This is a genomic window from Pseudomonas aeruginosa, from assembly GCF_001457615.1.
Taxonomy (GTDB): domain Bacteria; phylum Pseudomonadota; class Gammaproteobacteria; order Pseudomonadales; family Pseudomonadaceae; genus Pseudomonas; species Pseudomonas aeruginosa.
Genome location: NZ_LN831024.1, coordinates 5,983,530 through 6,009,148, shown reverse-complemented (window position 1 = coordinate 6,009,148; position 25,619 = coordinate 5,983,530). Strand labels below are relative to the sequence as shown.

General features: G+C 66.4%; 26 protein-coding genes and 2 pseudogenes. 13 read left to right on the top strand and 15 right to left on the bottom strand.

Annotated features, from left to right (window positions below; translation table 11 throughout):
* Window positions 1-144: 144 nt before the first annotated feature.
* Window positions 145-1,193, top strand: a pseudogene (gene pchP / locus AT700_RS27550) (phosphorylcholine phosphatase).
* A gap of 42 nt (window positions 1,194-1,235) precedes the next feature.
* On the opposite strand, the gene betT reads toward pchP, so the two are convergent.
* From betT to AT700_RS27535, 3 genes are all read right to left on the bottom strand, one after another.
* Window positions 1,236-3,221: a choline BCCT transporter BetT gene (gene betT / locus AT700_RS27545; protein ID WP_003096496.1), complete on the bottom strand. Its 1,986-nt coding sequence runs from the start codon at window positions 3,219-3,221 to the stop codon at window positions 1,236-1,238.
* A 124-nt stretch (window positions 3,222-3,345) separates the two neighbouring features.
* On the bottom strand, window positions 3,346-4,839 hold the full coding sequence (locus AT700_RS27540; protein WP_003098248.1) for a YifB family Mg chelatase-like AAA ATPase: 1,494 nt from the start codon (window positions 4,837-4,839) through the stop codon (window positions 3,346-3,348).
* A gap of 40 nt (window positions 4,840-4,879) precedes the next feature.
* Window positions 4,880-5,140 carry an accessory factor UbiK family protein gene (locus AT700_RS27535; protein ID WP_003096478.1) on the bottom strand — a complete coding sequence of 87 codons (261 nt, stop codon included), beginning with the start codon at window positions 5,138-5,140 and terminating at the stop codon, window positions 4,880-4,882.
* A 439-nt stretch (window positions 5,141-5,579) separates the two neighbouring features.
* Here AT700_RS27535 and glnK point away from each other — a divergent pair, with 439 nt between their 5' ends.
* From glnK to AT700_RS27510, 5 genes and pseudogenes are all read left to right on the top strand, one after another.
* Complete coding sequence (gene glnK / locus AT700_RS27530; protein WP_003096476.1) at window positions 5,580-5,918, top strand: P-II family nitrogen regulator; 339 nt, start codon at window positions 5,580-5,582, stop codon at window positions 5,916-5,918.
* A 39-nt stretch (window positions 5,919-5,957) separates the two neighbouring features.
* Window positions 5,958-7,286 carry an ammonium transporter gene (locus AT700_RS27525; protein ID WP_003109815.1) on the top strand — a complete coding sequence of 443 codons (1,329 nt, stop codon included), beginning with the start codon at window positions 5,958-5,960 and terminating at the stop codon, window positions 7,284-7,286.
* 260 nt (window positions 7,287-7,546) lie between these two features.
* Window positions 7,547-7,972, top strand: a complete 426-nt coding sequence (locus AT700_RS27520; RefSeq protein ID WP_003096441.1) for a secondary thiamine-phosphate synthase enzyme YjbQ — start codon at window positions 7,547-7,549, stop codon at window positions 7,970-7,972.
* 77 nt (window positions 7,973-8,049) lie between these two features.
* Window positions 8,050-8,365 (top strand): annotated as a pseudogene (gene sutA, locus AT700_RS27515) (transcriptional regulator SutA).
* 423 nt (window positions 8,366-8,788) lie between these two features.
* On the top strand, window positions 8,789-9,703 hold the full coding sequence (locus tag AT700_RS27510) for a fimbrial protein (protein WP_016254042.1): 915 nt from the start codon (window positions 8,789-8,791) through the stop codon (window positions 9,701-9,703).
* 24 nt (window positions 9,704-9,727) lie between these two features.
* On the opposite strand, the gene AT700_RS27505 is transcribed toward AT700_RS27510, so the two are convergent.
* Window positions 9,728-11,104, bottom strand: a complete 1,377-nt coding sequence (locus AT700_RS27505; RefSeq protein ID WP_003098233.1) for a PLP-dependent aminotransferase family protein — start codon at window positions 11,102-11,104, stop codon at window positions 9,728-9,730.
* A 162-nt stretch (window positions 11,105-11,266) separates the two neighbouring features.
* On the opposite strand from AT700_RS27505, the gene AT700_RS27500 reads away from it, so the two are divergent.
* The gene (locus AT700_RS27500; RefSeq protein WP_003098229.1) at window positions 11,267-12,436 is read left to right on the top strand and encodes an MFS transporter; all 1,170 of its coding nucleotides are present in this window, start codon (window positions 11,267-11,269) and stop codon (window positions 12,434-12,436) included.
* A gap of 30 nt (window positions 12,437-12,466) precedes the next feature.
* On the opposite strand, the gene AT700_RS27495 is transcribed toward AT700_RS27500, so the two are convergent.
* Genes AT700_RS27495 through lptM form a run of 6 tightly spaced genes read right to left on the bottom strand, consistent with a single transcriptional unit; the run spans window position 12,467 to window position 17,064 of the window.
* The gene (locus tag AT700_RS27495; RefSeq protein ID WP_003123715.1) at window positions 12,467-13,165 is read right to left on the bottom strand and encodes an HAD family hydrolase; all 699 of its coding nucleotides are present in this window, start codon (window positions 13,163-13,165) and stop codon (window positions 12,467-12,469) included.
* On the bottom strand, window positions 13,162-14,073 hold the full coding sequence (gene xerC, locus AT700_RS27490) for a tyrosine recombinase XerC (protein ID WP_031685132.1): 912 nt from the start codon (window positions 14,071-14,073) through the stop codon (window positions 13,162-13,164). The genes AT700_RS27495 and xerC overlap by 4 nt, the downstream gene beginning before the upstream one ends.
* Window positions 14,074-14,092: 19 nt before the next feature.
* Entirely contained in the window at window positions 14,093-14,794 is a 702-nt protein-coding gene (locus AT700_RS27485; protein WP_003096433.1) for a DUF484 family protein, read from the bottom strand.
* A 30-nt stretch (window positions 14,795-14,824) separates the two neighbouring features.
* Window positions 14,825-15,655, bottom strand: a complete 831-nt coding sequence (gene dapF, locus AT700_RS27480; RefSeq protein ID WP_003114344.1) for a diaminopimelate epimerase — start codon at window positions 15,653-15,655, stop codon at window positions 14,825-14,827.
* Between the two features lie 10 nt (window positions 15,656-15,665).
* Window positions 15,666-16,913 (bottom strand): diaminopimelate decarboxylase, encoded by a 1,248-nt coding sequence (gene lysA / locus AT700_RS27475; protein ID WP_003118055.1) that lies wholly within the window; start codon window positions 16,911-16,913, stop codon window positions 15,666-15,668.
* Between the two features lie 10 nt (window positions 16,914-16,923).
* Window positions 16,924-17,064 carry an LPS translocon maturation chaperone LptM gene (gene lptM, locus AT700_RS27470; RefSeq protein WP_003096430.1) on the bottom strand — a complete coding sequence of 47 codons (141 nt, stop codon included), beginning with the start codon at window positions 17,062-17,064 and terminating at the stop codon, window positions 16,924-16,926.
* A gap of 253 nt (window positions 17,065-17,317) precedes the next feature.
* Between lptM and cyaY the strand changes: the two genes are divergently transcribed.
* From cyaY to rnk, 3 genes are all read left to right on the top strand, one after another.
* Window positions 17,318-17,653, top strand: coding sequence for an iron donor protein CyaY (gene cyaY / locus AT700_RS27465; RefSeq protein ID WP_003121284.1), 336 nt, complete (start codon window positions 17,318-17,320; stop codon window positions 17,651-17,653).
* Window positions 17,631-17,840, top strand: a complete 210-nt coding sequence (locus AT700_RS30005) for a DUF1289 domain-containing protein (RefSeq protein WP_003161172.1) — start codon at window positions 17,631-17,633, stop codon at window positions 17,838-17,840. The genes cyaY and AT700_RS30005 overlap by 23 nt, the downstream gene beginning before the upstream one ends.
* Before the next feature lie 135 nt (window positions 17,841-17,975).
* On the top strand, window positions 17,976-18,380 hold the full coding sequence (rnk, locus tag AT700_RS27460) for a nucleoside diphosphate kinase regulator (protein ID WP_003096424.1): 405 nt from the start codon (window positions 17,976-17,978) through the stop codon (window positions 18,378-18,380).
* 43 nt (window positions 18,381-18,423) lie between these two features.
* Here the strand turns inward: rnk and AT700_RS27455 are convergent, their stop codons facing one another.
* The 5 genes from AT700_RS27455 to AT700_RS27435 all read right to left on the bottom strand — a co-directional run bounded on the left by AT700_RS27455 (window position 18,424) and on the right by AT700_RS27435 (window position 23,630).
* Window positions 18,424-19,137, bottom strand: a complete 714-nt coding sequence (locus AT700_RS27455) for a glycine-rich domain-containing protein (protein ID WP_003118053.1) — start codon at window positions 19,135-19,137, stop codon at window positions 18,424-18,426.
* Window positions 19,138-19,177: 40 nt separating this feature from the next.
* Window positions 19,178-22,030 (bottom strand): class I adenylate cyclase, encoded by a 2,853-nt coding sequence (locus tag AT700_RS27450; protein WP_003146599.1) that lies wholly within the window; start codon window positions 22,028-22,030, stop codon window positions 19,178-19,180.
* A gap of 148 nt (window positions 22,031-22,178) precedes the next feature.
* On the bottom strand, window positions 22,179-22,412 hold the full coding sequence (locus tag AT700_RS27445) for a TIGR02647 family protein (RefSeq protein WP_003096418.1): 234 nt from the start codon (window positions 22,410-22,412) through the stop codon (window positions 22,179-22,181).
* Window positions 22,413-22,454: 42 nt separating this feature from the next.
* The gene (locus tag AT700_RS27440) at window positions 22,455-23,222 is read right to left on the bottom strand and encodes a substrate-binding periplasmic protein (protein ID WP_048521739.1); all 768 of its coding nucleotides are present in this window, start codon (window positions 23,220-23,222) and stop codon (window positions 22,455-22,457) included.
* Window positions 23,223-23,354: 132 nt separating this feature from the next.
* On the bottom strand, window positions 23,355-23,630 hold the full coding sequence (locus tag AT700_RS27435) for a hypothetical protein (protein ID WP_003114340.1): 276 nt from the start codon (window positions 23,628-23,630) through the stop codon (window positions 23,355-23,357).
* Between the two features lie 101 nt (window positions 23,631-23,731).
* On the opposite strand from AT700_RS27435, the gene AT700_RS27430 reads away from it, so the two are divergent.
* From AT700_RS27430 to AT700_RS27425, 3 genes are read left to right on the top strand one after another with little or no spacing between them, the layout of a single operon-like run.
* Window positions 23,732-24,712 (top strand): magnesium transporter CorA family protein, encoded by a 981-nt coding sequence (locus AT700_RS27430; protein ID WP_003096411.1) that lies wholly within the window; start codon window positions 23,732-23,734, stop codon window positions 24,710-24,712.
* Between the two features lie 49 nt (window positions 24,713-24,761).
* Window positions 24,762-24,953, top strand: a complete 192-nt coding sequence (locus tag AT700_RS30205; RefSeq protein WP_123788632.1) for a hypothetical protein — start codon at window positions 24,762-24,764, stop codon at window positions 24,951-24,953.
* A gap of 51 nt (window positions 24,954-25,004) precedes the next feature.
* Entirely contained in the window at window positions 25,005-25,523 is a 519-nt protein-coding gene (locus AT700_RS27425) for an Hcp family type VI secretion system effector (RefSeq protein WP_003083317.1), read from the top strand.
* The last annotated feature ends 96 nt before the right edge of the window (window positions 25,524-25,619 follow it).

Here is a 25,619-nt window from a genome sequence, read left to right as displayed (position 1 = left end):
CGGACAACTCCTGGCGCTGACGCGACGTTACAGGTCGCTGCCGTCGCTGGGCCGGGCGCAGGGTTTGCGCTAGGGTCGTTGGTCGTTGCCTGTCGGGAGCGGCAGGGGACGGAGCTTCCTTCCAACCGCCCAAAGGAACCCGCCATGACCTTCGCCAAAGGAATACTCGCCGCGCTGGCGCTCGCCGCCGCAGTCGGCCAGGCCAGCGCCACCGAACTCGAGCACTGGCCGGCCCCGCCGCCAGGCAACTGAATGCACTGATCGAGGCCAACGCGAACAAGGGCGCCTATGCCGTGTTCGACATGGACAACACCAGCTATCGCTACGACCTGGAAGAATCGCTGCTGCCCTATCTGGAAATGAAGGGCGTGCTGACCCGCGACAGGCTCGACCCTTCGCTGAAACTGATCCCGTTCAAGGACCAGGCCGGGCACAAGGAGAGCCTGTTCAGCTACTACTACCGGCTTTGCGAGATCGACGACATGGTCTGCTATCCCTGGGTCGCCCAGGTGTTCTCAGGCTTCACCCTCAGGGAACTGAAGGGCTATGTCGACGAACTGATGGCCTACGGCAAGCCGATCCCCGCCACCTATTACGACGGCGACAAGCTCGCCACGCTCGACGTCGAGCCGCCGCGCGTGTTCAGCGGCCAGCGCGAGCTTTACAACAAGCTGATGGAAAACGGCATCGAGGTCTACGTGATCAGCGCGGCCCATGAGGAACTGGTGCGGATGGTCGCGGCGGACCCCAGGTATGGCTACAACGCCAAGCCGGAGAACGTCATCGGCGTCACCACCCTGCTGAAGAACCGCAAGACCGGCGAGCTGACCACTGCGCGCAAGCAGATCGCCGAGGGCAAGTACGATCCCAAGGTCAACCTCGACCTGGAGGTGACCCCCTACCTGTGGACCCCGGCGACCTGGATGGCCGGCAAGCAGGCTGCGATCCTCACCTACATCGACCGCTGGAAGCGGCCGATCCTGGTCGCCGGCGATACCCCGGACAGCGACGGTTACATGCTGTTCAACGGCACCGCGGAAAACGGCGTGCACCTGTGGGTCAACCGCAAGGCCAAGTACATGGAGCAGATCAACGGCATGATCAAGCAGCATTCCGCCGCACAGGCCAAGGCCGGCCTGCCGGTGACGGCGGACAGGAACTGGGTGATCGTCACTCCGGAGCAGATCCAGTAGGCGAAACGGCGAGGGGCCGGCATTGGCCGGCCCCCGCATCCCTCAGCGCACCACGTGCAGGAAGTGCATGTGCCGCTCGTACTGGTCGAGGATGTCGCCGATCACGCCGTCGCGGCTCCAGCCCATGATGTCGTAGTCCTGGCCGCCTTCCTGGAGATGGACCTCGGCGCGGAAATACTTGCGCGACTCGCTGCTGTCCTCGGTGTCGCGCATCACGAAGCTCGGCGTGGTGAAGGCGCGCGGACGCACCTCGTAGATGAAATCGACCTCGCCGCCGTGGCTGACTTCCAGCCGAACCCGGCCGTCCTCGCCGTCCTGCACCTGGACTTCGTAGCCCTGCTTGCGCAGTTCGGCGGCGACGTCCTCGCAGGCCGGTCGCGCCACATCGGTGATGAAGCGGTTGACGTGGCTGCGCCTTGGGAACATGGCGATGTTGCGCAGGCGGCGCTGCCAACCGTCGCCCTCGCTTGCGCCGCTGCGCGTGGTGGGGCGGGAGAAGGTCAGCGCCTGGTAGCGGATGCCGCGCTTGGTGGCATCCAGGTGCAGCGCCTTGAACAGGCCCCAGATCGACGCCAGGAGCACGATGGAGAATGGCAGCGCGCTGGCGATGGTCGCGGTTTGCAGCGCCTTGAGGCCATCGGCGAGGAGCAGGGCGATGGCCACCACGCCCATCAGCACCGACCAGAATATCCGCTGCCAGAGCGGCGAGTGGTCCTTGCCGCTGGAGGCCAGCATGTCCACCACCAGCGCGCCGGAGTCGGCCGAGGTGACGAAGAACACCACCACCATCAGCACCGCTACCAGCGAGATCACGCTGCCCAGCGGGAAGTGCTCGAGGAAGGCGAACAGCGCCACCGAACTGTCCTGGTTGACCACTTCGGCCAACTGGGTGAAGCCCTCCTGCAGGACCATGTGGATGGCGGTATCGCCGAACACCGTCATCCACAGCAGGGTGAAGCCGGCCGGGACGAACAGCACGCCGCAGACGAATTCGCGGATGGTGCGGCCGCGCGAGATACGGGCGATGAACAGGCCGACGAAGGGCGACCAGGACAGCCACCAGCCCCAGTACAGCAGGGTCCAGCCGCCGATCCAGTCGGTGGGCTCGTAGGCGTACAGGTTGAAGGTCTTGTTGACGATGTCGGACAGGTAGGCCCCGGTGTTCTGCACGTAGGTCTGCAGGAGAAACACGGTCGGCCCGAGGACCAGCACGAAGAGCAGCAGGATCACCGCCAGGCTCAGGTTCAGTTCGGACAGGATGCGGATGCCGCGGTCCAGTCCGCTGGCCACCGATAGCGTGGCGAGGCCGCAGGTGGCGGCGATCAGGGCGATCTGCACGGTCTGGTTCACCGGCCAGCCGAACAGGTGGTGCAGGCCGCTGTTGATCTGCAGCACGCCGTAGCCGAGCGAAGTCGCCACGCCGAACACGGTGCCGATGATCGCGAAGATATCCACCGCGTGGCCGATGGGGCCGTAGATACGTTCGCCGATCAGCGGATACAGCGCCGAGCGCAGGGTCAGCGGCAGGCCGTGGCGATAGCTGAAGAAGGCCAGGATCAGCGCGACGATGGCGTAGATCGCCCAGGCATGCAGGCCCCAGTGGAAGAAGGTCAGCTTCATCGCTTCCTTCGCCGCCTGCACGGTGTTCGGCTCGCCCACCGGCGGGGTGGTGAAGTGCATCACCGGTTCGGCAACGCCGAAGAACATCAGGCCGATGCCCATGCCGGCGGAGAACAGCATGGCGAACCAGGTGGTGTTGCGGTAGTCGGGACGACTGTGGTCGGGGCCGAGCTTGATGTCGCCGTAGCGGCTGACGGCGAGGAACACCACGCTGATCAGGATCAGCGCCACGGCCAGTACGTAGAACCAGCTGGCGTTGGTGATGATCCATTGCTGGACGTGGTTGAACAGCGATTGCGCTTCTTCCTGGAGGAGCACGGTAAACAGCACCAGGGCCAGGATCAGGGCGGCGGAGGTATAGAAGACCGGAGGATTCAGGGTGCTCCGGGGGGTAGTGGGTGTCTCCATGTAAGCTAGCTCTCCTTGTGATCGGATTGCCCGCCGAAGGCGGAAGACGAAACAGCCTAACACATCGTGATAGCTAATTTGATTCGAAAAGCCTTAATCGATAGCTTTGCTGAATTATTACGCTTCACGTGGAGGTCATTGCCCGATACTGCAGGGCTTCCGCCAGGTGCCGGCGTTCGATGGCATCGATGCGCTCCAGGTCGGCCAGCGTCCGGGCCACCTTGAGTATGCGATGCAAGGCGCGCAAGGAAAGTTCCAGGCGCTCTCCGGCAGCCTCCAGCCAGCGGCGGTCCGCTTCGGCGAGTGCACAATTGCGGTGCATCGCCTGGAGATCGAGATGGGCATTGGCGCAGCCCTGGCGGGCCAGTTGCCGTTGCCGTGCGGCGCCCACCCGTTCGCTGACCTCGGCGGTAGCGGTTTCGCCGTGTCCTGGCTGCAGGCTGGTGCTTTCGCGGAGCACGCTGACGTGCAGGTCGATGCGATCGAGCAGCGGTCCGGACAGCTTGCCCCGGTAGCGCTGGACCTGTTCCGGGGTGCAGCGGCAGCGGCCACTGGGATCGCCGAGGTAGCCACAGGGACAGGGATTCATCGCCGCCACCAGTTGGAAGCGCGCCGGGAAACGTACCCGGCCGTTGGCCCGGGCAATGACGATCTCGCCGCTTTCCAGCGGTTCGCGCAGGACCTCCAGGACCTTGCGCTCGAACTCCGGCAGTTCGTCGAGGAACAGCACGCCCTGGTGCGCCAGGGTGATCTCGCCCGGCTGCGGGCGGCTGCCGCCGCCGACCAGGGCCGGCGCGGAGGCGGAGTGGTGCGGCTGGCGGAACGGTCGCTGCGGCCAGTGCCTGAGGGGGACGTGGCTGGCCACCGAATGGATCGCCGCGACCTCCAGGGCTTCGTCCTCGTCGAGCGCCGGCAGCAGGCCGGGCAGGCGGCTGGCCAGGAGGGTCTTGCCGGTGCCCGGCGGGCCGCTGAGCAACAGGTTGTGCGCGCCGGCGGCGGCCACCAGCAGGGCGCGCTTGGCGGCGGCCTGGCCCTGGACCTCGGCCAGGTCTGGATAAGGGAAGGGCGCGCGGAGCAGGCCGCGGGCCTGGTAGGGCGGCAGCGGGGCCTGGCCGGAGAGGTGTCCGGCGATCTCCAGCAGGTGGTCCACGGCGAACACCGTCAGCCCGCTGGCCAGGCTGGCCTCTTCGGCATTTTCCTTCGGTACCACCAGAACGCGCCTTGCGTCGCGCGCCGCCAGCGCGGCCGGCAATACGCCTCGCACTGGCCGGATCGCCCCGGACAGGGCCAGTTCGCCGAGGCACTCCAGGCCGTCGAGGGCGGTGCCGGGCAACTGGCCGCTGGCGGCGAGGATGCCGAGTGCGATGGCCAGGTCGAAGCGACCGCCGTCCTTGGGTAGGTCGGCGGGGGCGAGGTTGAGGGTGATGCGCCGCGCGGGGAAGTCGAAACCGGCATTGAGCAGGGCGCTGCGCACGCGGTCCTTGCTCTCGCGCACCGCGGTTTCCGGCAGGCCGACCAGGGTCAGCGAAGGCAGGCCGTTGGCCAGGTGCGCCTCGACGCTGACGCAGGGGGCTTCGACGCCGACCTGGGCTCGGCTGTGGACAATCGCCAGGGACATGGATCGCTCCTTGATCTCACGCCGCTCGCAGGGGGGAGGATCAGTCGGCGGGCGGCGTCAGCTTGCTTTCGAGTTCCGCCACCTTGGCCTCCAGGGCTTCCAGCCGTGCGCGAGTGCGGGCGAGGACCAGCATCTGGCTGTCGAACTCCTCGCGGCTGACCAGGTCGAGCTTGCTGAAGGCGCTCTGCATCAGGGCGCGGAACTGCGACTCCAGCTCGGCCTTGGGCAACGGCGATTCGCCGGCGAACAGGCGGCTGGCTTGTTGGCTGAGGGCTTCGAAGACGGCTTTGGGCGGCAGCATGGCGAGGGTTCCGGTAACGAGTGGGCGGCAGTCTAGCACGATGTCGGCGGCGCTCGCGGGAGGGCCATTGCACACTTTTTGCGCAACTGTCGGAGCGCGTCTGCGCCTATTTGGTGCGCCGCCCGGAGCCCGGCGTTCCGCACTATCCCCGGGCTGGCGGCTAAGAGCTTGAAATCCGGCGGATTTGCCGGAGCTGGCAAGCTTTCTGCTTTGGCCGGGGTGAGGCGTGCACTGAAGCAGTACCGGTGCGGCAGATGAGGCGGTTGCGGGAGGCCGGCAGGTTGCGGCATCGAACGGCCGCAGCAGGGCCAGGTCGGGGCGGAGGGTCCCGATCATGCTTCCCAGAGGGACCGGCGCGTTACAAAGCCAGACACTGCGCTTAGACTGTCCTCGGGTTCGTTTTCCTGGGGCGAGTCCACCAAACACGGGAGAGAGTTTCATGAAGCTAGTCACTGCCATCATCAAGCCGTTCAAGTTGGACGACGTCCGCGAGTCGTTGTCCGAGATCGGTGTGCAGGGCATCACGGTGACCGAGGTCAAGGGTTTCGGCCGGCAAAAGGGCCACACCGAGCTGTATCGCGGCGCCGAGTACGTCGTCGACTTCCTGCCCAAGGTGAAGATCGACGTGGCGATCGCCGACGACCAGCTGGACCGCGTCATCGAGGCGATCACCAAGGCGGCCAATACCGGCAAGATCGGTGACGGCAAGATCTTCGTGGTGAACCTGGAACAGGCCATCCGCATCCGTACCGGCGAAACCGATACCGACGCGATCTAAGCCCAACCGAACCCCCAAAAGCCCCAGGAGAATACCAACATGACTCTGCGTAAGATCGCAGGGCTAGGAGCCCTATTGTCCCTCGCTTTGCCGGGCGTCGCCCTGGCCGCCGAGGAGCCCGTCCTGAACAGCGGCGACACCGCCTGGATGCTGATCTCCACTGCGCTCGTCCTGCTCATGACCATCCCCGGCCTGGCGCTGTTCTACGGCGGCATGGTGCGAGCGAAGAACGTGCTGTCGATCATGATGCAGTGCTTCGCCATCACCGGCCTGATCACCATTCTCTGGGTGGTCTATGGCTACAGCCTGGCGTTCGATACCGCCGGGATGGAGAAGGGCGTCCTCAACTTCAATTCCTTCGTCGGCGGACTGGACAAGGCCTTCCTCAGCGGTCTCACCGCCGACGGCCTGACTTCCGCCACCGCGCTGTTCCCGGAAAGCGTGTTCATCACCTTCCAGATGACCTTCGCGATCATCACTCCGGCGCTGATCGTCGGCGCCTTCGCCGAGCGCATGAAGTTCTCGGCGATGCTGATCTTCATGGCGGTCTGGTTCACCGTGGTCTACGCGCCGATCGCGCACATGGTCTGGAGCGGTGACGGCGCCCTGATGTGGGACTGGGGCGTGCTGGACTTCGCCGGCGGCACCGTGGTGCACATCAACGCCGGTATCGCCGGTCTGGTCGCCTGCCTGGTGCTGGGCAAGCGCAAGGGCTACCCGACCACGCCGATGGCGCCGCACAACCTCGGCTACACCTTGGTCGGGGCGGCCATGCTGTGGATCGGCTGGTTCGGTTTCAACGCCGGTTCCGCCGCCGCCGCCAACGGCACCGCCGGGATGGCCATGCTGGTGACCCAGATCGCCACCGCCGCCGCGGCCCTGGCCTGGATGTTCGCCGAGTGGATCACCCACGGCAAGCCGAGCGCCCTGGGCATCGCGTCCGGCGTGGTCGCCGGTCTGGTGGCCATCACCCCGGCCGCCGGCACCGCCGGTCCGATGGGCGCGCTGGTGATCGGCCTGGCCTCCGGGGTGATCTGTTTCTTCGCCGCCACCAGTCTCAAGCGCGCGCTGAAATACGACGATTCCCTCGACGCCTTCGGCGTACATGCGGTCGGCGGTATCGTCGGCGCGCTGCTCACCGGGATCTTCGCGGCGCCGTCGCTGGGCGGCTTCGGCAGCGTGGAGGACATCGGCGCGCAGTTCTTCGTGCAGTTCAAGGGCGTGGCCTTCACCGTGGTCTACACCGCCGTGGTGACCTTCGTGATCCTCAAGGTGCTGGACCTGGTCATGGGCCTGCGGGTCACCGAGGAAGAGGAAGCGGTCGGCCTCGACCTGGCGCTGCACAACGAGCGCGGCTACAACCTGTAATACCTGCCGGCGCCCGGCTTTCCGCCGGGCGTCGGTTTGCCTCCCGCGCTCGCCTTCGCCGAACGCCATGCCCTTGTGCGTCGAAAGTCCTGGGCGCTTCCCGCGACTGCCACCACCTTTCCGCAACCGGTCTTTCAGTGACTGCCAGCGGACTGCGCCACCATCAGCTTTCACAGGTCTGCCTCTTACGCTCTTTGCTTTTTCAAATGCCGCGCTAGAATGCGCGGCGCGACGGATCGGAGCCGATTTGGAACAGCAGCATGTGGCAGCAGACCCTGATCACCTTGCGCCCGCGTCCGCGGGGCTTTCACCTCGTCACCGAGGAGATACTCGACGCCTTGCCGGAGCTTCGGCGGTGCCGGGTCGGCCTGCTGCACCTGCTTTTGCAACATACGTCGGCTTCACTGACCCTGAATGAAAATGCCGATCCTGCCGTACGCCGGGATTTCGAGCGTTTTTTCGAGCGGCTGGCGCCACGCGGCGAAGTCGGCTATGAACACAACGACGAAGGTCCGGACGACCTTCCGGCGCATTTCAAGGCCAGCCTGCTGGGCTGCCAACTGACCCTGCCGATACAGTCGGGAGGGTTGGCACTGGGCACCTGGCAGGGGATCTATCTCGGTGAACACCGGGACAGGGGCGGGGCACGGCGCGTGCTCGCCACCTGGCAGGGCGAGTCAGTATGAATTTTTTCCGGCGGCGCTCATCAAAACGCGCGGCTGGGCTATAACTAACCTGCTTTTGCAGCACCGAGAGGTTGACCATGAGCGAAGAAGAACTGGAACAGGACGAGCTGGACGGCGCTGACGAGGACGACGGCGAAGAGCTGGCCGCGGCCGACGACGGCGAAGCGGACAGCGGCGACGGCGACGAGGCCCCGCCCCGGGAAGAAGGCGAAAGCCGCCGTGGTGGAAGAGGAGCTGCCCTCGGTCGAAGCCAAGCAGAAAGAGCGTGACGCCCTCGCCAAGGCGATGGAGGAGTTCCTTTCCCGCGGTGGAAAGGTGCAGGAGATCGAACCCAACGTGGTGGCCGATCCGCCGAAGAAGCCGGACAGCAAGTACGGCAGCCGCCCCATCTGATTTCGCGCCATCCCAAGGCCCGCCTCCCGCAAGGGATGGCGGGCCTTGTGCTATGGCGCCGGTCACTTTGACGGGCATCTCGCCCCGCCGCATCCCGGTTGGCGAGCCGATCTTTCGCCTGTTCAGGCACGGCTGGCGACGGGCCAAGGCCTTTTCCTTTCCGGTGGCAGCGCTACCGTTCCACATCGTCAACCGAAGCTGCTTGCCATCCAGGCGCTCCAAGCGGCGTCCGGGGTTGCCAGAGAGCGAGCTGTAGAGCTTGCTTAAGAATTTTCCTAGCGATTCTTAGGTGGATTCGCGGAGCCGTGTAGGTCCTGTCTTATGGCTCCTTTCCAGGTGTTCTGAAAAGATTAGCCACCCATCAAGTTCACTCCGGTTCCGGTGGATTTTCCCGGACATGCCGGACACATCGGTTGTCATCCCATGGAGTTCAAGACGTTCCGTAGAACCCTGCTGATCGCGGCATTCCTGTTCGTTCCCGCCGGCACCAGCATGGCTGCCAATCTGTACGCTTTCGGCGGCCGCGATATCGCCGTCCCCTCGATCCTTCCCGAGGGAAACGTCACGTCGCGCTACACGTTCACTCCCATGCAACTGTGCGGCAAGCCCAGCTGCGATCTCATCGGCGTCGCTCTGTACAACAAGGGAAGTGTCTGGGACCCGATCGATGGTCCGGACCTGAATACCAACGTGCCGGGCCTCTCGGTGCGCCTGCTGCTGGATGGCATACCGGCGAGCAGCCGTTTCAAGGGCACTTTCTCGCAAATCGCGGAGGTCCAGTTGTTCCGCAACTCGACGCCGCTCTCCGACGGCCAGTTCGCGAGCGGAGCGTTCAACTCGTACTTCCTCATTACCTACAAGGACGGGCTTATCGCGTCTGGCACCTCCTCCATCAGGTTGACCGGGAGCGTCACCACGATCAATGCGACCTGCCAGGTCGCCGACCAGACCGTGAAGCTGCAGTCGATCGCTGCCGCCCGGCTGAACGGCGTCGGCACCTACGCGGCCGTTACCCCGTTCAATCTCGTAGTGGCCGGCTGTCCTCGCGGGTACAACCGCGTCGGCTACAGCCTTCAAGCGGTGGGGGGCGCGGTGGCCGAAGGCTCGGGTGTGCTGCCGCGCCTGGCGGGCAGCACCGCGACCGGCGTATCGATCCGGGTCACCGACGAGGCCGGCGTTCCGCTACGGATGGGACTCTCGTTGCCGGTGACCGCGTACGACAAGAACACCGGCGGGGCTTACTGGATCCCGATGAAAGCGTCCTATGTGCAGACCGCCGAGAAAATCACGCCCGGCTCGGTCCTGGCCGCGATGGTGATCCTGCTCGACTACCAGTGAGGCAGGGGAGGGCAAGAGCGCGCCTCACCCGAACGCCTCGAAAAACGCCAGGGCCCGCGGGTCGCTGGCATAGGCGATGTTGATACGCAGCCAGTCGCTCTCCTCGCCTTCCGGGCTGAAGCCGCTGCCCGGCGACAGCAGCACGTCCAGGCGTGTCGCCACGGCCTGCAATTCGGCGAACGGGTAGTCGCCGATACGGGCCCAGACGAACATCCCGCCGACCGGTTCGGCGAACACCTCCCAGCCGTTGTCCCCAAGCACCCGCAGGGTCGCCGCCATCTGCCGGGTCAGGCGCTGGCGCAGGCGTTGCACCAGCTTGCGGTAACTGCCGTTGGCGAGCATGGTCGAGACCACGCATTCGGCGAAGCGCTGGCTGCCGATGCTGGTGTACATCTTCACATCCGCCAGGCGCCGGATCAGCTCGGGGCCGGCGATCAGGTAGCCGACCCGTAGCGAGCAACTGAGGGTCTTCGAAAAGCTCGCCAGGTAGATCACCCGGCGCAGCGAATCGAGGGTTGCCAGGCGGGTGCTGGGGCCGTTCTGGAAGTCGGCGTAGATGTCATCCTCAACGATGTGGAAATCATGCTGCTCGGCCAGTTGCAGCACGCGGTGGGCCACTGAGGGGCTGAGGCTGGTGCCGGTGGGGTTGTGGTACATGCTGTTGGTGAAAAGGAACTTCGGCTTGTGCGCGCGGAGGATCGTCTCCAGCGCGGCGGTGTCCGGGCCGTGGCGGGTGCGCGGCACGCCGAGCATCTTCACCCCGTGGAACTTCAGCAGGTTGAACAGGTTGTAGTAGCCGGGGTTCTCCACCACCACCACGTCGCCCGGCTTGAGCAGCGTGCGTACCAACAGGTCGAGGGCATGGCTGGCGCCGGTGGTGGTGAGGATCTGCTCCGGGTCGACATGGATATCGATCAGCCGCAGGCGTTTCTGGATGTGCTGGCGCAGCGCCGGCAGGCCCAGCGGAGTGCTGTAGTCGAACAGCCCGGCGAGTTCGCTGCGGGCGACCTGGCGGATCGCGTAGCTGAGTTCCTCGACTTCCCGCCAACTGTCCGGAATCCAGCCGCAGCCGAGCTTGAGTTTCGTCGAGCTGCCGCTGAACTGGCCCCATGCGTTTTCCGCGCCTTCGTGCCATTCGCTGTCGAGGTCGGTAGTGGCGGCGGGCGCCTCGGCGACGAAGAACCCCGAGCCGTGCCGCGATTCCAGCATCCCCAGGGCGACCAGGCGGTCGTAGGCCTCGATCACGCTGGACTGGCTGAGCTGGTTTTCCCTGGCCAACTGGCGTATCGACGGAATCCGCGTGCCGGCGCGGACGCGATTGCCGCGGATCCAGCCGCTGACCCCTGCGACGATCTGCTGCACCAGCGGCTCGCTGGCATTGCGGTCGATCCGGAGGTGCATGTCTGACTCACTGTTCGGTTTTTTCAGGCGAACAGTTAAGCACAAATCCGAACAGCTGTTACTTGTTCCGTAGCGCCGCCGCGCCGGATAGTCGACGCCTCTTCTCGCGGGCTAGCCAATGCCCACCGCTCTGCCGCGGCAGGCCCTTGAACGGAGAAACGCATGAGCAATACCCGTCGCCACGCCGCATGCCTGGCCTTCGGCCTGTGCCTGATCACCTTGGCGGTGAACCTCCAGGCGCCGCTGTACACCGCCTACGCGGAGCTTTCCGGTTACGGCGCGGCAGCTACCGCCAGCGCTTTCTCCGGCTATGTGCTCGGCGTACTGCCGGTGCTGCTGGTACTCGGCGGGTTGTCCGATCGGATCGGGCGCAAGCCGCCGATCGTCGTCGCGCTGCTGCTGTCGATGGTGGCCACCCTGGTGATGGCGCTCTGGCCGCGCCTGGAGGCGCTCGGCGTGGCGCGCCTGTTGCTCGGCGTCGGCACGGCCCTGGCATCGGCCACCGGGACGGCCTACATGAGCGAACTGATCGCGGGCGGGGATTCCCGCACCTCGGCCAACTGGGTGACCGCCAGCACCTCGCTCGGCTTCGGCCTCGGCGCGGCACTGACCAGTCTGTTCCTGCTGTTCCGGGAGAGCCTGGTGCCCGGCAGCTTCTGGGTCCAGTTGGGACTGGCTTGCGTGGCCCTGGCGGCGGTGGCGGGCCTGCCGGACGAGGCGCCGCGCGGGCGCGATACGCCGATGCTGCGGCTGCCGTTCTTTCCCGCCGGCAGCCTGCCGTACGGTCTCTCGATCCTGCTGGCATGGGCCACTGTGGGTCTGGTCATCGCGGTCCTGCCTTCGCTGCTGGCGGCCCACGGGCTGGCGCGCTGGTCGGGCTTCTCGACCTTCACCGTGATCAGCTGCGGCCTGCTGTTCCAGCCGCTGGCGCGGCGGATGGCGCCGGCCTCGGCGACCTGCCTGGGGCTGGTGATCCTGCCGCCGAGCTATGCCCTGCTGGCCTGGGGCGCGATCCACGGCTCATTGGCTGCGGTGCTGTTCGGTGCGCTGGGCGCGAGCAGTTCCTGCTACGGCTTCACCTACCTGGGCGGGCTGTCGGCGGTGAATGTCCTGGCCGGTGCGGAAAAGCCGCGGGCCAGCGCGGGCTACTTCCTGTTGGCCTACCTCGGCTTCAGCCTGCCGGTGATCTTCACCGGGTTGATCGCGGATCGCTTCGGTGCGTCGACGGCGTTGCTGCTTTTCGGCGTGTCGCTGACGTTGGCTGCGGTTGCGGTGGCGTTTTCCATCTTGCGCGGGGTCGGGCGCTTCAAGGCCAGCGCTTCGCGTGCCTAGGGCGCTACCCGCGACCGGGGGCCCGGTCCGTCATTGCAGGCGGGCGAGCAGGGCCGGCAGCTCGGCGAGGCTGCGGATCTCCGCGCTCGGCTCTTCCTCCCCGGCCCAGGGCTTGCCGTTTGGGTTGAACCAGATGGCACGCATGCCGGCGCGGCGCGCTCCGGCGATGTCGTCGCTGGGGTGGTCGCCGATGTGTACCGCTGCCGAGGCCTCGACGCCGGCGCGCTTCAGGGCTTCGCGGAATGGCGTCGGGTCGGGCTTGCCGACGCCCAGTTCCTCGGCGCAGAGGGCGAACCGGAAGTAGTCGGCCAGGCCCAGGCGGCGCACGTCGGCGTTGCCGTTGGTGAGCACGCCGAGGGTGAAGCGGTCGGCGAGGATCTCCAGGGTCGGGTGGACCTCGGGAAACAGAGTGACCCGGTGGCGCGCTTCGAGGAATACCTGGAAACCGGCCTCGGCCAGGCTTTCCGCCTCCGCCTGTGGATAACCGGCGTCGAGCAGGGCATGGAACAGGATGCGCCGGCGCAGCTCGCTGAGACGGTGGCGCAGCATCGGCTCGCGATCCAGCAGGCGGGTGCGGATCGCCCACAGGTGCTCGATGGGTACCGGACCCAGGCGCGCCGCGTTGCTCGCCAGCCATTCGCGGAGCAGGGCCTCGGCGTTGTTCATCACCGGGGCGACGTCCCACAGGGTGTCGTCGAGGTCGAAGGTGATCAGTCGCAGGCTGCTCATGGGTCGTTGCCTCCATCGGCGTTGCCCTTGCGCTTGGCGCGGGGATGGGCGCGGTCGTAGACCGAGGCCAGGTGCTGGAAGTCCAGGTGGGTATAGATCTGGGTCGTGGCGATGTCGGCGTGGCCGAGCAGTTCCTGCACGGCGCGCAGGTCGCCGGACGACTCCAGCAGATGGCTGGCGAAGGAGTGCCGCAGCATGTGCGGGTGCAGGTGCTGGCCCAGCTCGCGGACGCCGGCCTGGCGCACCCGCAGCTGGATCGCCCGTGGCGTCAGGCGCTTGCCGCTGCGGCCGATGAACACCGCACCGTCTTCCGGAGCGGCCTGGGTGCGCAGCGGCAGCCAGGCTTCGAGCGCCTGGCGCGCGGCCTTGCCGACCGGCAGCTCGCGGACCTTGTTGCCCTTGCCGCGCACTCGCACCAGGCCTTCCTTGAGGTCCAGCCATCCGAGATCGAGGCCGACCAGTTCCGAGAGGCGCAGCCCGGAGGAATAGAACAGCTCCAGCAGGGCCTGGTCGCGGCGGGCGATGAAGTCATCCTCCACGGCACCGTCGAGCAATTGCAGGGCGCGGTCGGCGTCGAGGGTCCTGGGCAGCTTGCGCGGACTCTTCGGCGCGCTCAGGCCGTTGGCAGGGTCGTGCCGGCAGCGCCCTTCGCGTAGCAGGTACTGGTAGAGGCCGCGCGTCGCCGAGAGCAGCCGTGCCAGGCTGCGGCTGGACTGGCCCTGCTGGTGCAGGCGGGCGACGAAGGTGCGCAGGCTGCGGGTGTCGAGGGCGTTCCAGTCGGAGAGCCCGGCCTTTTCGGCGAGGGCGAGGATCTTCAGCAGGTCGCGGCGGTAGCCGTCGAGGGTGTGCGCGGAGACCTGGCGCTCGCTGCGCAGATGTTCAAGGAAGGCATCCAGGTCGGCGCGCATCTCGGACCGCCCGCCGCGCTCAGCGGACCGAGCGCAGCGGCGAGGAGAAACGCGGCAGCACGCGGGCCAGGACCTCGGCGACGTAGCCGAGGAACAGGGTGCCGAGGGAACTCTTGTAATGCTGCGGATCGGGACTGCCGATGGCGAGCACGCCGTGCAGGCCCTGGAAACTCAGGGAGACCACCGCTGCGGAGCCGATCTCGTCGCGGTCGCTCTCGCCGAAGAGGAACGCCAGTTCGTGCGGACGCAGCACGCCGCAGACGGTCTTGCCGCCGGAGAGCAGGCCGCCGATGGCCTGGTGCGCCTCCGCGCTGCTCACCGAGCGGCCCACCGAGACGCTACTGTCGCTGAACAGGATCAGGCTCACGTAGGGCACCTGGAACTCGTGGCGCAGGCTGTCCTCGACGGTACTGACCACGTCTTCCAGGCTGGTGGCGTCGAGCAGGTCGAGGACCAGGCGGCGGGTCTTGTCGAACAGGCGGTCGTTCTCGCGGGCCACGTCCATCAGTTGCGAGAGCCGGTGGCGCATCTCGATGTTGCGCTCGCGCAGCAGGCGTACCTGGCGCTCCACCAGCGACACTGCGTCGCCGGGCTGGTGTGGGATGCGCAACTCGGGGATCAGCTCGTCATGCTCGACGAAGAACTCCGGGTGCTGGCTCAGATAGGCGGCCACCTGCTCGGCGTCCAGCGCTGCTGTCGGTTCCTGGCTTTTCTCGGTCATAAGCGTCTCGGTTCTCGCGGGCGACGGCCCTTACAGGCGGACCTGGCCTTCATACACGCGGACGGCAGGCCCGGTCATCATAACGGGCTGGCCGGGACCTGCCCACTCGATGTGCAGGCGGCCGCCGGGGAGGTCGATCTGCACCGGCGATTGCAGCCAGCCCTGGCGAATCCCGGCAACCGCCGCGGCGCAGGCGCCGGTGCCGCAGGCTTGGGTCTCGCCGACGCCGCGCTCCCAGACGCGCAGGCGCGCATGGTGCGGATCGAGCACCTGGAGGAAGCCGATGTTGGCCTTCTTCGGGAAGCGCGGATGGACTTCCAGTTGCGGACCGAGGCTGTGTACCGGTGCGCTGTCGACGTTCTCGACGCGCAGCACGCCATGGGGATTGCCCATGGATACCGCGGCCAGTTCGACGCGCTGGCCATTCACCTCTATCTCATAGGACAAGGCTTCGCGCTCGGCCTGGAACGGTATCTCGGCCGGGGCCAGGCGCGGCGGCCCCATGTCCACCGTGACCTGGCCGTCCGGGCGGATATTCAGCTCGATGATGCCGCCCTTGGTTTCTACGCGGATGCTCTTCTTCACCGTCAGGCGCTTGTCCTGAACGAAGCGGGCGAAGCAGCGAGCGCCGTTGCCGCACTGCTCGACCTCGGAGCCGTCGGCGTTGAAGATCCGGTAGCGGAAGTCGACGTCGGGGCTGCTCGGGGCTTCGACGATCAGCAACTGGTCGAAGCCGATTCCGGTGTTGCGGTCGCCCCAGAGCTTGACGTGCTTGGGCTGCACATGGGCGTGCTGGCTGACCAGGTCGAGGACCATGAAGTCGTTGCCCAGGCCATGCATCTTGGTGAAGCGCAAAAGCATGGTCTGGGCCTCACTGCGGCAGCAGGCTTTCGCCGGCATAGAGCTCTTGGACGGTCTCGCGGCGACGGACCTCGTGGGTCTGCTCGCCATCCACCAGCACCTCGGCGGCGCGGCCGCGGGTGTTGTAGTTCGAGCTCATGACGAAGCCGTAGGCGCCGGCCGAGCGCACCGCCAGGAGGTCGCCTTCGGCGAGCGCCAGGTCGCGATCCTTGGCGAGGAAGTCACCGGTCTCGCAGATCGGCCCGACCAGGTCGTAGCGGCGCGGCGCGGCGTCGCGCGGGCGTACCGCCTGCACGTCCATCCAGGCCTGGTAGAGAGCCGGGCGGATCAGGTCGTTCATCGCCGCGTCGACGATGGCGAAATCCTTGTGCTCGGTGTGCTTGAGGTACTCGACACGGGTCAGCAGCACGCCGGCGTTGGCGACGATGGACCGGCCCGGCTCGAACACCAGGGTCAGGTCGCGGCCGTGCAGGCGCTCGCGGATGGCGCGGATGTAGTCGCCGGCCAGCGGCGGCTGTTCGTCGCGGTAGCGCACCCCGAGGCCACCACCGAGGTCCAGGTGGCGAATGCCGATGCCTTTGCCGGCCAGGCGGTCGACCAGCCCGAGCAGGCGCTCGAGGGCGTCGAGGAAGGGCTCCAGCTGGGTCAACTGCGAGCCGATGTGGCAGTCGACGCCGATCACCTCCAGGTGGTCAAGCTCGGCGGCGCGGGCGTAGACCGCCTCGGCCTCGTCGATGGCGATGCCGAACTTGTTCTCTTTCAGGCCGGTGGAGATATAGGGGTGGGTCTGGGCGTCCACGTCCGGGTTGACCCGCAGCGATACCGGCGCTTTCACGCCGAGTTCCGCAGCTACCCGTTGCAGGCGCTCCAGCTCTTCGCCGGACTCGACGTTGAAGCAGTGCACGCCGACTTCCAGGGCGCGGCGCATGTCGTCGCGGGTCTTGCCGACGCCGGAGAACACCACCTTGGCCGGATCGCCGCCGGCGGCCAGGACACGCTCCAGCTCACCGCGGGAAACGATGTCGAAACCGGCGCCGAGGCGCGCCAGCACATTCAGCACCCCGAGGTTGGAGTTGGCCTTGACCGCGAAGCAGACCAGATGCGGCATGCCGGCGAGGGCATCGGCATAGGCGCGGTACTGGGCCTCGATGTGTGCGCGGGAATAGACGTAGGTGGGCGTGCCGAAACGCTCGGCGATGCGGGAAAGCGCCACCCCTTCCGCGAACAGCTCACCGTCGCGGTAACTGAATGTGTCCATGGGCGCTCTCTCAGAAACCGTAGCGGTCTTTGCTGTGTTCTTTCTTGGCTTTTTCGTCGTCCGGCAGGTACAGCGGGCCTTTCTGGCCGCAGGCGGCGATGGAGCCGGCGAGGAGGGCGAGCGCGACGAAGGACAGGAACAGCCGCTTCATGACGGAATCCTTGTAGAAAACGTGAATTGTTCCGGAGTATACCGACCCCCCGGCGCCTTGCCTATGCGAGCCGGATCAGGTGTGCCGGGGCTTGCAGGGGAATGGCCTGTGGCAGAGGGGATGCCGGCGTTTTCCGCGAGCGTCGCGGCAAAACAGCGCGGACTACGGCAATACCAGCGTAGAATTGTCGGAATAGGGCAAGACGAAGGTAGTCGTCCGCCTTTTTTCCCGTTAGCGAATGCCGAGGCAATGCATGAGTACGATGAATGAAGCGCGTTTCCACGACCTGGTCGATGCGCTCCAGCAGCAGGTGGAAGACGCCTTCGATGACAGCGACCTGGACCTCGACCTGGAGAACGCCGGCGGCGTGCTCACCGTACGCTTCGAGAACGGCTCGCAGCTGATCCTCAGCCGCCAGGCGCCGTTGCGCCAGCTGTGGGTGGCGGCGAAGTCGGGCGGCTTCCACTTCGATTACGACGAGGCCAGCGGCCTCTGGCGCCACGATGGCAGCCAGGAACCGCTGGGCGCGCTGCTCAACCGGGCGACCCTGGAGCAGGGGGGCGAGGATGTCGAGTTCCCCGGCCTCTGAGGCTTCGCCGCCGGCGGTGGCCTCGCCTTGCCGGCGCCTGTGCTGCCTCGACGATGCGGACGTTTGCGTCGGCTGCGGACGTTCCCTGGCGGAAATCCGCGAGTGGGGCAAGGCCGACGATTCCCGCCGCTTGCAGATCAGGTCACAGGCCGCTCGACGCCAGTCGCTGGCGGGCCGTCTCTCCTGATAGGGGGGATGTTGCTAATTCCTGCGACTGTGTTAGTGTCCGGGAAAACCCCGCCTTCGGGCGGGGTTTTTGCTTTTTTGCGATTCCTGCTTTTCATCGATCAACCGAACCGGACCAAGGAGCACGCCTGCGATCATGAGCACGCCGCCGATCACCATCACTCGTCTGGACCTGCAGCGCCTGGAGCGCCTGCTGGATGGCCTGGACGAATTCGGACCCGCCGCCGAGGCGCTGGAGGCCGAACTGTCGCGCGCCCAGGTGGTGGGGCATGACGAGATTCCGCCGGGCGTCGTGACCATGAACTCCACCGTGCGCTGCCGCGAGGAAAGCAGCGGCAAGGAGTACACCCTGACCCTGGTCTATCCCGAAGACGTCGCCGGCGAAGGCAAGGTCTCGATCCTCGCGCCGGTGGGCACCGCGCTGCTGGGCCTGACCATCGGCCAGACCATCGACTGGCCGGCGCCGAGCGGGAAGACGCTGAAGCTGACCCTGCTGGAAATCGAATACCAGCCGGAAGCCGCCGGCGACTACGCGCGCTGATCGGTTTTCGCCCGTCGCCATTCGGCGACGGGCTTCGCGACCCTCAGTCGCCCCCACCGCCCCCGCATCCTCCACCCCCGCAACCGCTGCCGCCGTCTCCGCCGCTATCGCCGCCGCAGCCGTGGCGCGAATCCTGTCCGTCCGAACCGAAGGTACTGCCGCTATCGCTGGCGCAGCCGCTGCTGCAACCGATATGGCTGGCGCAATACACCGCTGCGCCGCCGTCTTGCCGCTGCGCGCAGTTCAGGGCGTAGCGGAAGCCGTCGGCGATCGCCAGTTCCGTGTCGAGGGCGAACAGCAGCGGTAGGCGCGTGGGATTCAGTGGGTCGATGCCCTCGCGGCGGCAGGCCAGCTTCCAGGCGCGCTGGATGCCCTCCTGGGCCTGTCGGGGGCTGCGCATCGCCTGGGCCGGCGTATGGTGGAGGAAGCGCCCGAGTCCCTTGCGGCAGACGTGCTGGTAGAGCCGGGTATGCAGGATCAGTTCGTGCCAGGCGACATCCACCACCTGGGACGGCATCGCGACCATCCGCTTGCCGGCGGCGCGGCATAGCAGCAGGTATTCGCGTAGGCCGCCGAGCACCCGTTGGACCTGTTCCTCGCTGAGCTGCGGATAGCGCTCGCGGACCGCCTGGGCGACCCGCGGCGGCAGGCGGAATTGCTGGATGAAGCGGTAGCGCCGGCGATCCAGGCCGCGGCGGTAGAGATAGCCGCCCACGAATGCGGCGCCAGCGAGCAGGGTAATACCGAGGAGTGCCATCCGTACGTCCTTGTCGAGCCCCGCGCGGTGCGGCGCTGGGTCATTGTTCCAGCAGCGCCTGGTTCAGCGCCGTTTCCAGGACGCTTTTATAACGCAGATAGTGCAGCGTTTGCGGCTGTTCGTCGGCGAACAGCCGCGACAGGTCGAGGTCGGTCAGGTAGCAGGGGTAGGGTTCGCTTTCCGCGCGATGCGCCAGGATATGCCGGGCGACCGCCTTGAACAGGCCGGCGCCGTACTCCAGTTCGGAAAACTCCTGGTGGTCGCAGTACAGGGTGACCTGCACGCGCTTGCGTTCGCCGCGCTCGAGTAGCGCCTGTAGCTCGTACAGCGCGGGCCCGGCCAGGGCCTCCGGCGCCTCGCGAGGCTCGACATGCACTCTGCCGTCGTTGGAGAGCAACTCGTAGTAGCGGATATCCAGCGCGGCCGGCACCTGTTCCGCCAGCGACAGGGCGTTGCGCCGGTACAGCAGCGATTGCAGGAAGCGCTGCAGCGGTGCGAGCAGGCTGCGTTCGTCACGCAATGCCTGGCGCTGGCGCCAGAGGGCGTTGCGTTCGTCGAGCAGGCTGATCTCGGCGCTGTCGAAGTCGCGCCGGTAGAACACCTGGATGCAGTCCGGCCGCCCCATGGACAGGATCAGCCCGAGGTCCTCGCCCTCCAGGGCGTGACGATCCAGCTTCAGGGCGCTGTAGCCATCTCGCTCGCGGCCCAGGTGCTGGAGCAGGCTCGGCAGGTCGGGCAGGCTCTCGTGGCTGACCGCTTCCGGCGACATTTCCAGCAGGTGGTACTGCTGGCGGATCTGCAGCAGGTAGCGGCTTGGCTGGCCGCCAAGCAGTTGCCCGTAGGTCTCGCGGAACAGCTCTTCGACCCGCACGGCGATGGCGGCGGCCCGGTTGCGACAGAAGCAGCGCACCATCAGTTCAGGCGGCTGCGGCGGGCTTCCGGGCTTTTCGCGGACGGCGTCGAGGAACTCGGCAAGGCACTCGGGCAGCGCCTGGGGGCCTGCGTAATGGCGCACCGTCAGTTCGTTCCAGCTGTTGAGGCTGAGCTGGTCGAGGGTCAGCACCAGGTTGTCGCGCACCCCGGCATAACCAAGCACGTCGGTACGCCCGGTAGCCATGTGCAGGTTCATCTGGCTGTGGTGGCGCAGCGGGTCGACACCGACGTTGACCAGCAGCAGGACGCTCTTGAGCCGACGCGGTTGCAGCAGGTCGGCGTCGTCCACGGTCGCCAGGGGGACCGGCAGGAACTGCCGCAGGCTGCCCAGGAGATTGTCCAGTTCGGCATCGCCGAGGTCGCTCTGGCCGGGATGCAGGGACAGCCGGGTGGCGCTGTCGATGACGCCGTTGCGATGGCACCAGGCGAGCAGCTCGACCAGCCTGAGGCTGCGTTTCAGCGGCGCGTAGTCAGGCCACTGGTGAGCGCCCAGGGCACCGGGGAAGATCGCCCACTGCGCCTGCTCGCGGTCGTCGTCGGCGGGCAGCTGGACCAGGGTCAGGACGTCTTCGCCGAGATCCGGGGCGATCCCCGGGTTGATGTTCTCCACCTTGCCTGCCTTGCGCTCGAAGGCGGCATACAGGCGGCGGCCGAGCAGGCCCAGGTCGCGGCTGTCGATGCCGCTGTCAGCGCCTTGCTGGCGGGCGATCTGGAACAGCAGGCGGTAGCTGTAGGTCAGTTCGTTGACCACCGTGCGACGCTCTTCCATCACCTGGCGCATCTTCCACTGGCTGCGGCTGTCGAGCAGGGCCAAGCGGCGAGGCTCCCATTGCCATTCCGCGACGAGCCGCTCCATCGACAGGTGCTGCCAGCCCTTCTGCGCCTGGCGCTGGCGACCGCCGAGCTTGCGCCCGACCTTGAGGTACAGGCAGCGCCGCACGAGTTCCAGGCGTTCCGGCGCCTGCTGTTCCCGCAGGTAGCGTTCGAGATGGCGATAGACCAGGACGTAGGGGTCCAGTTCGTCGAGATCGAGCTGGCCGGCGAATACCTGCTCCTTGAAGCGCAGGGCGACGCAGCGGACCCGCGGGTGCTCGCTGGCGTAGGCTTCGGTGAGCAGCAGCTTGAGCAGCGACTTGTAGGGCGAATCGATGGCCTTGGACAACTGCCAGAGGCCGGCGCCGATGAACTCCCGGGCGGGGATGTGCGCCAGGTGGCCGAGGTCGAGCACCTCTTCGGCGCGGATGAAGCGTTTGCCGAGCAGGGTCCGGCAGTATTCGTCGTAGCGCCGTTCATGGGCCGGCGGCACCAGCCACCATAGAGGGGTGCGTCCGCCGAGCCAGATCGCGCTACGGTAGAACTCGTCGAGCAGCAGGAAGTGCTGGGTATTGCCGTCGCCGCCGGACTCTTTCCAGTCTTTGCGTTCGTCCTGGCCGAAACGGGCGACGTCGATCAGGAAACAGTGCACCTCGCTGCCCTGGCTGCGCGCCCAGTCCTCGATCAACGCGCACTTGCGGCGCAGCTCCTGGCGCGCGCCGGGCTCCAGTTCTGGGGCATGGCAGACCCAGAGGTCGAGATCGCTCTGTTCCTCCTGGGCCAGGCTCCCCAGGCTGCCCATCAGGAACAGGCCGTGGATTGGCTGCTGTGCGGGTTCCTGCCTGCGTGGCTTGTAGACAAACGAGCGGGCCAGGCGCTGGGCTTCGGCGAGTACTTCGTCGTCCGCCTCGAAACCGCTCAGGCCCGCTGGCGTGCTGGCCGACAGGTAGCCCGGCAGCAGCGGATGGTTGATGTGGAACAGCAGCGGTAGCAGGCGCAGGACCCGCTCCTGGCGGCTGGACAACGCCTGCCGGGCGCGTTGCAGGCGACCGGCATTGACCGCCAGGAAGCGTTGGCGCAACTGGCCGAGGACCTTGCGGTCGATGCCATCGTCGAGATCGAGGCTGAGTGCGGGGTGTCGGTTCATGGGCGTCCGGGCACAGGCAAGGCCAGGCGCCGTGCCTGGCTCCGGTCATGCCATTGTATCGCCCGGAAGCGCGGCGGCTTGAGCGCCGCACCGCGAACCGGGGCAACCGTCGCGGCCTGTCGGGAGCAGGTCGCGATGGCCGCTTCCGTCAACCCTTGAGGATGGTCAGCAGGCCCTGTGCCTGCTCCGCGGCGTCCAGCCCCAGACTGGTCAGGTAGCCGCCGTCGGGCTGGTCGATCAGCCCCTTGTCGTGCAGGCGTCGGGCGGCGGCGACGGCCTTGCCGTCGGCGGTGTGATGGACCTTAAGTCCTTCCTGGGTGTTGTTCAGGTTGAAGAGCGCCAGCAGTTCCAGTTCGTCGATCAGCTCGGGAGTGAAGGCCATGTCGGCTCCTTGCGGTGTTGAGCACCGGTGAGTGTAGTTGGACTAGGGCGTAGCGTCGGCGGCCTGGCTCCAGCCGTCGAGGATCTTCTGGTACTCGCCGCTGGCGAGGATGCGCTGCATGCCGAGGTCGAAGCGTTCGAGCAGATGCTCGGCCTGCGGGTGGCGGCGCGAGAACGACAGGTACAGCTCCGGGCGGTGGACCGTGGTCACCGGCTGGAACTGGCCTTCCAGTTCGGGATGTTCGCTGAACAACTGGCGAGCCGTATTGCGGTAGGCCAGGGCGTAGTCGACGCGGCCGCGCTGGAGCATGAGGAAACCGTAGTAGTCCTTGCGCACCGGGATGCGCACCAGGTCGTGGCGGCGATCGAAGCCGTCGCCGTATTCATAACCGAGGGTCACCGCGACTTTCCGTCCGCTCAGCGCCTGCTCCGCATTCACCGGCCGCGCTTCGTCGCGTCGCGCCCAGAGCTGGATCTCCGCGCGGAACAACGGATGCCGGGGCAGACGGTAGTCGGCGAGGATGTGCGGGTTCGGCGAGGTGTTGAAGCAGCCGGCGATCAAGCCTTTCAGGGCCAGCTTCATGCAGCGGGAGTAGGGGTAGGGATTGAGCTGGACCGGCGTGTCCGCAGCCCTGAAGGCGGCCCGCACGATGTCCGCGCTCATGCCCTGGATGCGGCCGTCCTTGTAGGCGGTATAGGGATACCAGTCGTCTTCGGCGCCGAGCACCAGGGGTTCTGTCGGGACGGCCGCTGCCGGGCCGGAAAGGGCCAGCAGCAGGCAGATGGGCAGGAAGTGGAACCAGGATCGCATCCGGTATCGCTCCGCGAAAGCAGGTGGCACGGAGAGTGGGCGCCACCTTTCTACCAGAGCGGCAGGCGTTTGGCGAAACAAAACCGCATGGATACGAGGGGCATTCGCCGGCACCAGTCGGCCCGGCTCCGCTCATTCGTCGTCCGGCAACGTCGGCAGGGCACGCAGCGCATGCTCGTAGCCGGCGCTGTCGAAAGCGCGGTCGGCGGCGAGCATGGCGTTGATCTCGTGGGCCAGCACGTAGGCCATCATGCCCAGCGCCTCGTCGCGCTCGTAGCCGACCAGGGTCAGCTTGTTGAACACGGCGCGCGCCGCCGGCGGATTCTCGCTTTCGATCTGGTTCTCGATGGCCTGGATCAGTTTTTCCTCGGCGAAGCCGTCTTCCTGGTTGTCGTCCTGTTCGCTCATCGGGCGTTCCTCGTTCTGGCGCAAAGTACCGCTTGTGCGGCGGCGGGAAGTTGTCCACCCTGCTTGGCCAACGGATGGCCGCGAAGGTAGCGATACCCGACATGATCACCTATTACATCCTTTCCGGCGACCGCCTGGAGCGACGCCAGCACGACGATGCCCAGCGGGGGTTGCCGCCGGGCACCCTGTGGATCGACCTGCATCACCCGACCCCCGAAGAGGAGCGCCTGCTCGAATCCCACCTGCAGGTGAACATCCCGACCCGCGAGGAGATGGCCGAGATCGAGGATTCGTCGCGCTTCTACGAGGACGGCAACGTCCTCTACATGACCACTTCGGTGGTCGGCGGGATCACCGAGCACCGGCCGAGCACAGAGGAAGTGACCTTCGTCCTCAGCGAGAAATGGCTGATTACCGTGCGCTACGCCGACCTGCGTTCGTTCCGCGAGTTCGAGAACCGCTGCATCCGCCAGCTCGACGCCAACCGCAGCAGCACCCAGTTGTTCGCCCTGATGATGGACAGCCTGGTGGACCGCATCGCCGACGTGTTGGAGGCCGTACAGGGGCAACTGAGCAGCATGTCGCGGGAGATCTTCGCCGAGTCCACCGCCCAGACCCGCAAGCCGAAGACCGACCTGCAGCAGATCATCAAGCACCTCGGGCGCAGCAGCTCGCTGCTGTCCAAGCTCAACGACAGCCTGCTCAGCATCAATCGGATGAACAGCTATTTCCGCCAGGGTTGCAACGGCTGGCTTTCCGAGCCGGCCAAGGTGCTGGCGAAGACCGTGGAGCGCGATGTGCGCTCGCTGGACGAGTACCTGGCGAAGATGTCCACCGAGATCAACTTCCTCCTCGACGCGACCCTTGGCCTGATCAACATCGAGCAGAACAGCATCATCAAGGTGTTCTCCATCGCCGCCGTACTGTTCCTGCCGCCGACCCTGGTGGGCACGGTCTACGGCATGAACTTCAAGGACATGCCCGAGCTGGACTGGTCCATCGGCTATCCGATGGCGCTGGGGATGATGGTGGTATCGGCGATCCTTCCGTACCTCTGGTTCAAGTTCAAGAACTGGCTCTGAGGCACTCGGCAGGTGTGCAACTTTTTGCTGGATAACTTCGGGAAAAGCTGTGGATACCACGCTGGGGCCAAGGCCTGACGGGGTCTTCGATGAAGTGAGCAAGTTTTTGCATAGCACTGTGCAACAACTTGCTCACTTTTTCGGGGTAAACCCAGGGGAAAGCGTTCGTGCGGGCCGGGAGATTCTTCAAGAGTTTGATTTAAAAGGTAAATATTTTATTGGCACGAAGCTTGTTGGGTAGCTGCCGCACCAGGACATGTCGTCCCGGCTACCACTGACAAGGAATGCATCCATGGCAACCCCCGCCTATATGTCCATCACCGGCACCAAGCAGGGCCTGATCACCGCCGGCGCCTTCACCGAGGATTCGGTCGGCAACACCTACCAGGAAGGCCACGAGGACCAGGTGATGGTCCAGGGCTTCAACCACGAAGTGATCATCCCGCGCGACCCGCAGTCCGGCCAGCCGACCGGCCAGCGCGTGCACAAGCCGGTGGTCATCACCAAGGTCTTCGACAAGGCCTCGCCGCTGCTGCTGGCCGCCCTGACCTCCGGCGAGCGCCTGACCAAGGTGGAGATCCAGTGGTACCGCACCTCCGCCGCCGGCACCCAGGAGCACTACTACACCACCGTCCTGGAAGACGCGATCATCGTCGACATCAAGGACTACATGCACAACTGCCAGGACCCGGGCAACGCCCACTTCACCCACCTGGAAGACGTGCACTTCACCTACCGCAAGATCACCTGGACCCACGAAGTCTCCGGCACCTCCGGCTCCGACGACTGGCGCTCCCCGGTCGCCGGCTGAGCCGCGACCGCCGCACGCGGCCAGCCTCGCTGGCCGTCGTGCCCTCGATGACCCATAGCGCCGTGGCCAGGAAAGCCCGCGCCGGGTCGATGCCGC

Excerpts from the sequence above, each read along its gene's own strand:
- betT (WP_003096496.1), bottom strand. The coding sequence starts at position 3,221 with ATGGAGACACCCACTACCCCCCGGAGCACCCTGAATCCTCCGGTCTTC.
- AT700_RS27540 (WP_003098248.1), bottom strand. The coding sequence starts at position 4,839 with ATGTCCCTGGCGATTGTCCACAGCCGAGCCCAGGTCGGCGTCGAAGCC.
- AT700_RS27535 (WP_003096478.1), bottom strand. The coding sequence starts at position 5,140 with ATGCTGCCGCCCAAAGCCGTCTTCGAAGCCCTCAGCCAACAAGCCAGC.
- glnK (WP_003096476.1), top strand. The coding sequence starts at position 5,580 with ATGAAGCTAGTCACTGCCATCATCAAGCCGTTCAAGTTGGACGACGTC.
- AT700_RS27525 (WP_003109815.1), top strand. The coding sequence starts at position 5,958 with ATGACTCTGCGTAAGATCGCAGGGCTAGGAGCCCTATTGTCCCTCGCT.
- AT700_RS27520 (WP_003096441.1), top strand. The coding sequence starts at position 7,547 with ATGTGGCAGCAGACCCTGATCACCTTGCGCCCGCGTCCGCGGGGCTTT.
- AT700_RS27510 (WP_016254042.1), top strand. The coding sequence starts at position 8,789 with ATGGAGTTCAAGACGTTCCGTAGAACCCTGCTGATCGCGGCATTCCTG.
- AT700_RS27505 (WP_003098233.1), bottom strand. The coding sequence starts at position 11,104 with ATGCACCTCCGGATCGACCGCAATGCCAGCGAGCCGCTGGTGCAGCAG.
- AT700_RS27500 (WP_003098229.1), top strand. The coding sequence starts at position 11,267 with ATGAGCAATACCCGTCGCCACGCCGCATGCCTGGCCTTCGGCCTGTGC.
- AT700_RS27495 (WP_003123715.1), bottom strand. The coding sequence starts at position 13,165 with ATGAGCAGCCTGCGACTGATCACCTTCGACCTCGACGACACCCTGTGG.
- xerC (WP_031685132.1), bottom strand. The coding sequence starts at position 14,073 with ATGCGCGCCGACCTGGATGCCTTCCTTGAACATCTGCGCAGCGAGCGC.
- AT700_RS27485 (WP_003096433.1), bottom strand. The coding sequence starts at position 14,794 with ATGACCGAGAAAAGCCAGGAACCGACAGCAGCGCTGGACGCCGAGCAG.
- dapF (WP_003114344.1), bottom strand. The coding sequence starts at position 15,655 with ATGCTTTTGCGCTTCACCAAGATGCATGGCCTGGGCAACGACTTCATG.
- lysA (WP_003118055.1), bottom strand. The coding sequence starts at position 16,913 with ATGGACACATTCAGTTACCGCGACGGTGAGCTGTTCGCGGAAGGGGTG.
- lptM (WP_003096430.1), bottom strand. The coding sequence starts at position 17,064 with ATGAAGCGGCTGTTCCTGTCCTTCGTCGCGCTCGCCCTCCTCGCCGGC.
- cyaY (WP_003121284.1), top strand. The coding sequence starts at position 17,318 with ATGAGTACGATGAATGAAGCGCGTTTCCACGACCTGGTCGATGCGCTC.
- AT700_RS30005 (WP_003161172.1), top strand. The coding sequence starts at position 17,631 with ATGTCGAGTTCCCCGGCCTCTGAGGCTTCGCCGCCGGCGGTGGCCTCG.
- rnk (WP_003096424.1), top strand. The coding sequence starts at position 17,976 with ATGAGCACGCCGCCGATCACCATCACTCGTCTGGACCTGCAGCGCCTG.
- AT700_RS27455 (WP_003118053.1), bottom strand. The coding sequence starts at position 19,137 with ATGGCACTCCTCGGTATTACCCTGCTCGCTGGCGCCGCATTCGTGGGC.
- AT700_RS27450 (WP_003146599.1), bottom strand. The coding sequence starts at position 22,030 with ATGAACCGACACCCCGCACTCAGCCTCGATCTCGACGATGGCATCGAC.
- AT700_RS27445 (WP_003096418.1), bottom strand. The coding sequence starts at position 22,412 with ATGGCCTTCACTCCCGAGCTGATCGACGAACTGGAACTGCTGGCGCTC.
- AT700_RS27440 (WP_048521739.1), bottom strand. The coding sequence starts at position 23,222 with ATGCGATCCTGGTTCCACTTCCTGCCCATCTGCCTGCTGCTGGCCCTT.
- AT700_RS27435 (WP_003114340.1), bottom strand. The coding sequence starts at position 23,630 with ATGAGCGAACAGGACGACAACCAGGAAGACGGCTTCGCCGAGGAAAAA.
- AT700_RS27430 (WP_003096411.1), top strand. The coding sequence starts at position 23,732 with ATGATCACCTATTACATCCTTTCCGGCGACCGCCTGGAGCGACGCCAG.
- AT700_RS27425 (WP_003083317.1), top strand. The coding sequence starts at position 25,005 with ATGGCAACCCCCGCCTATATGTCCATCACCGGCACCAAGCAGGGCCTG.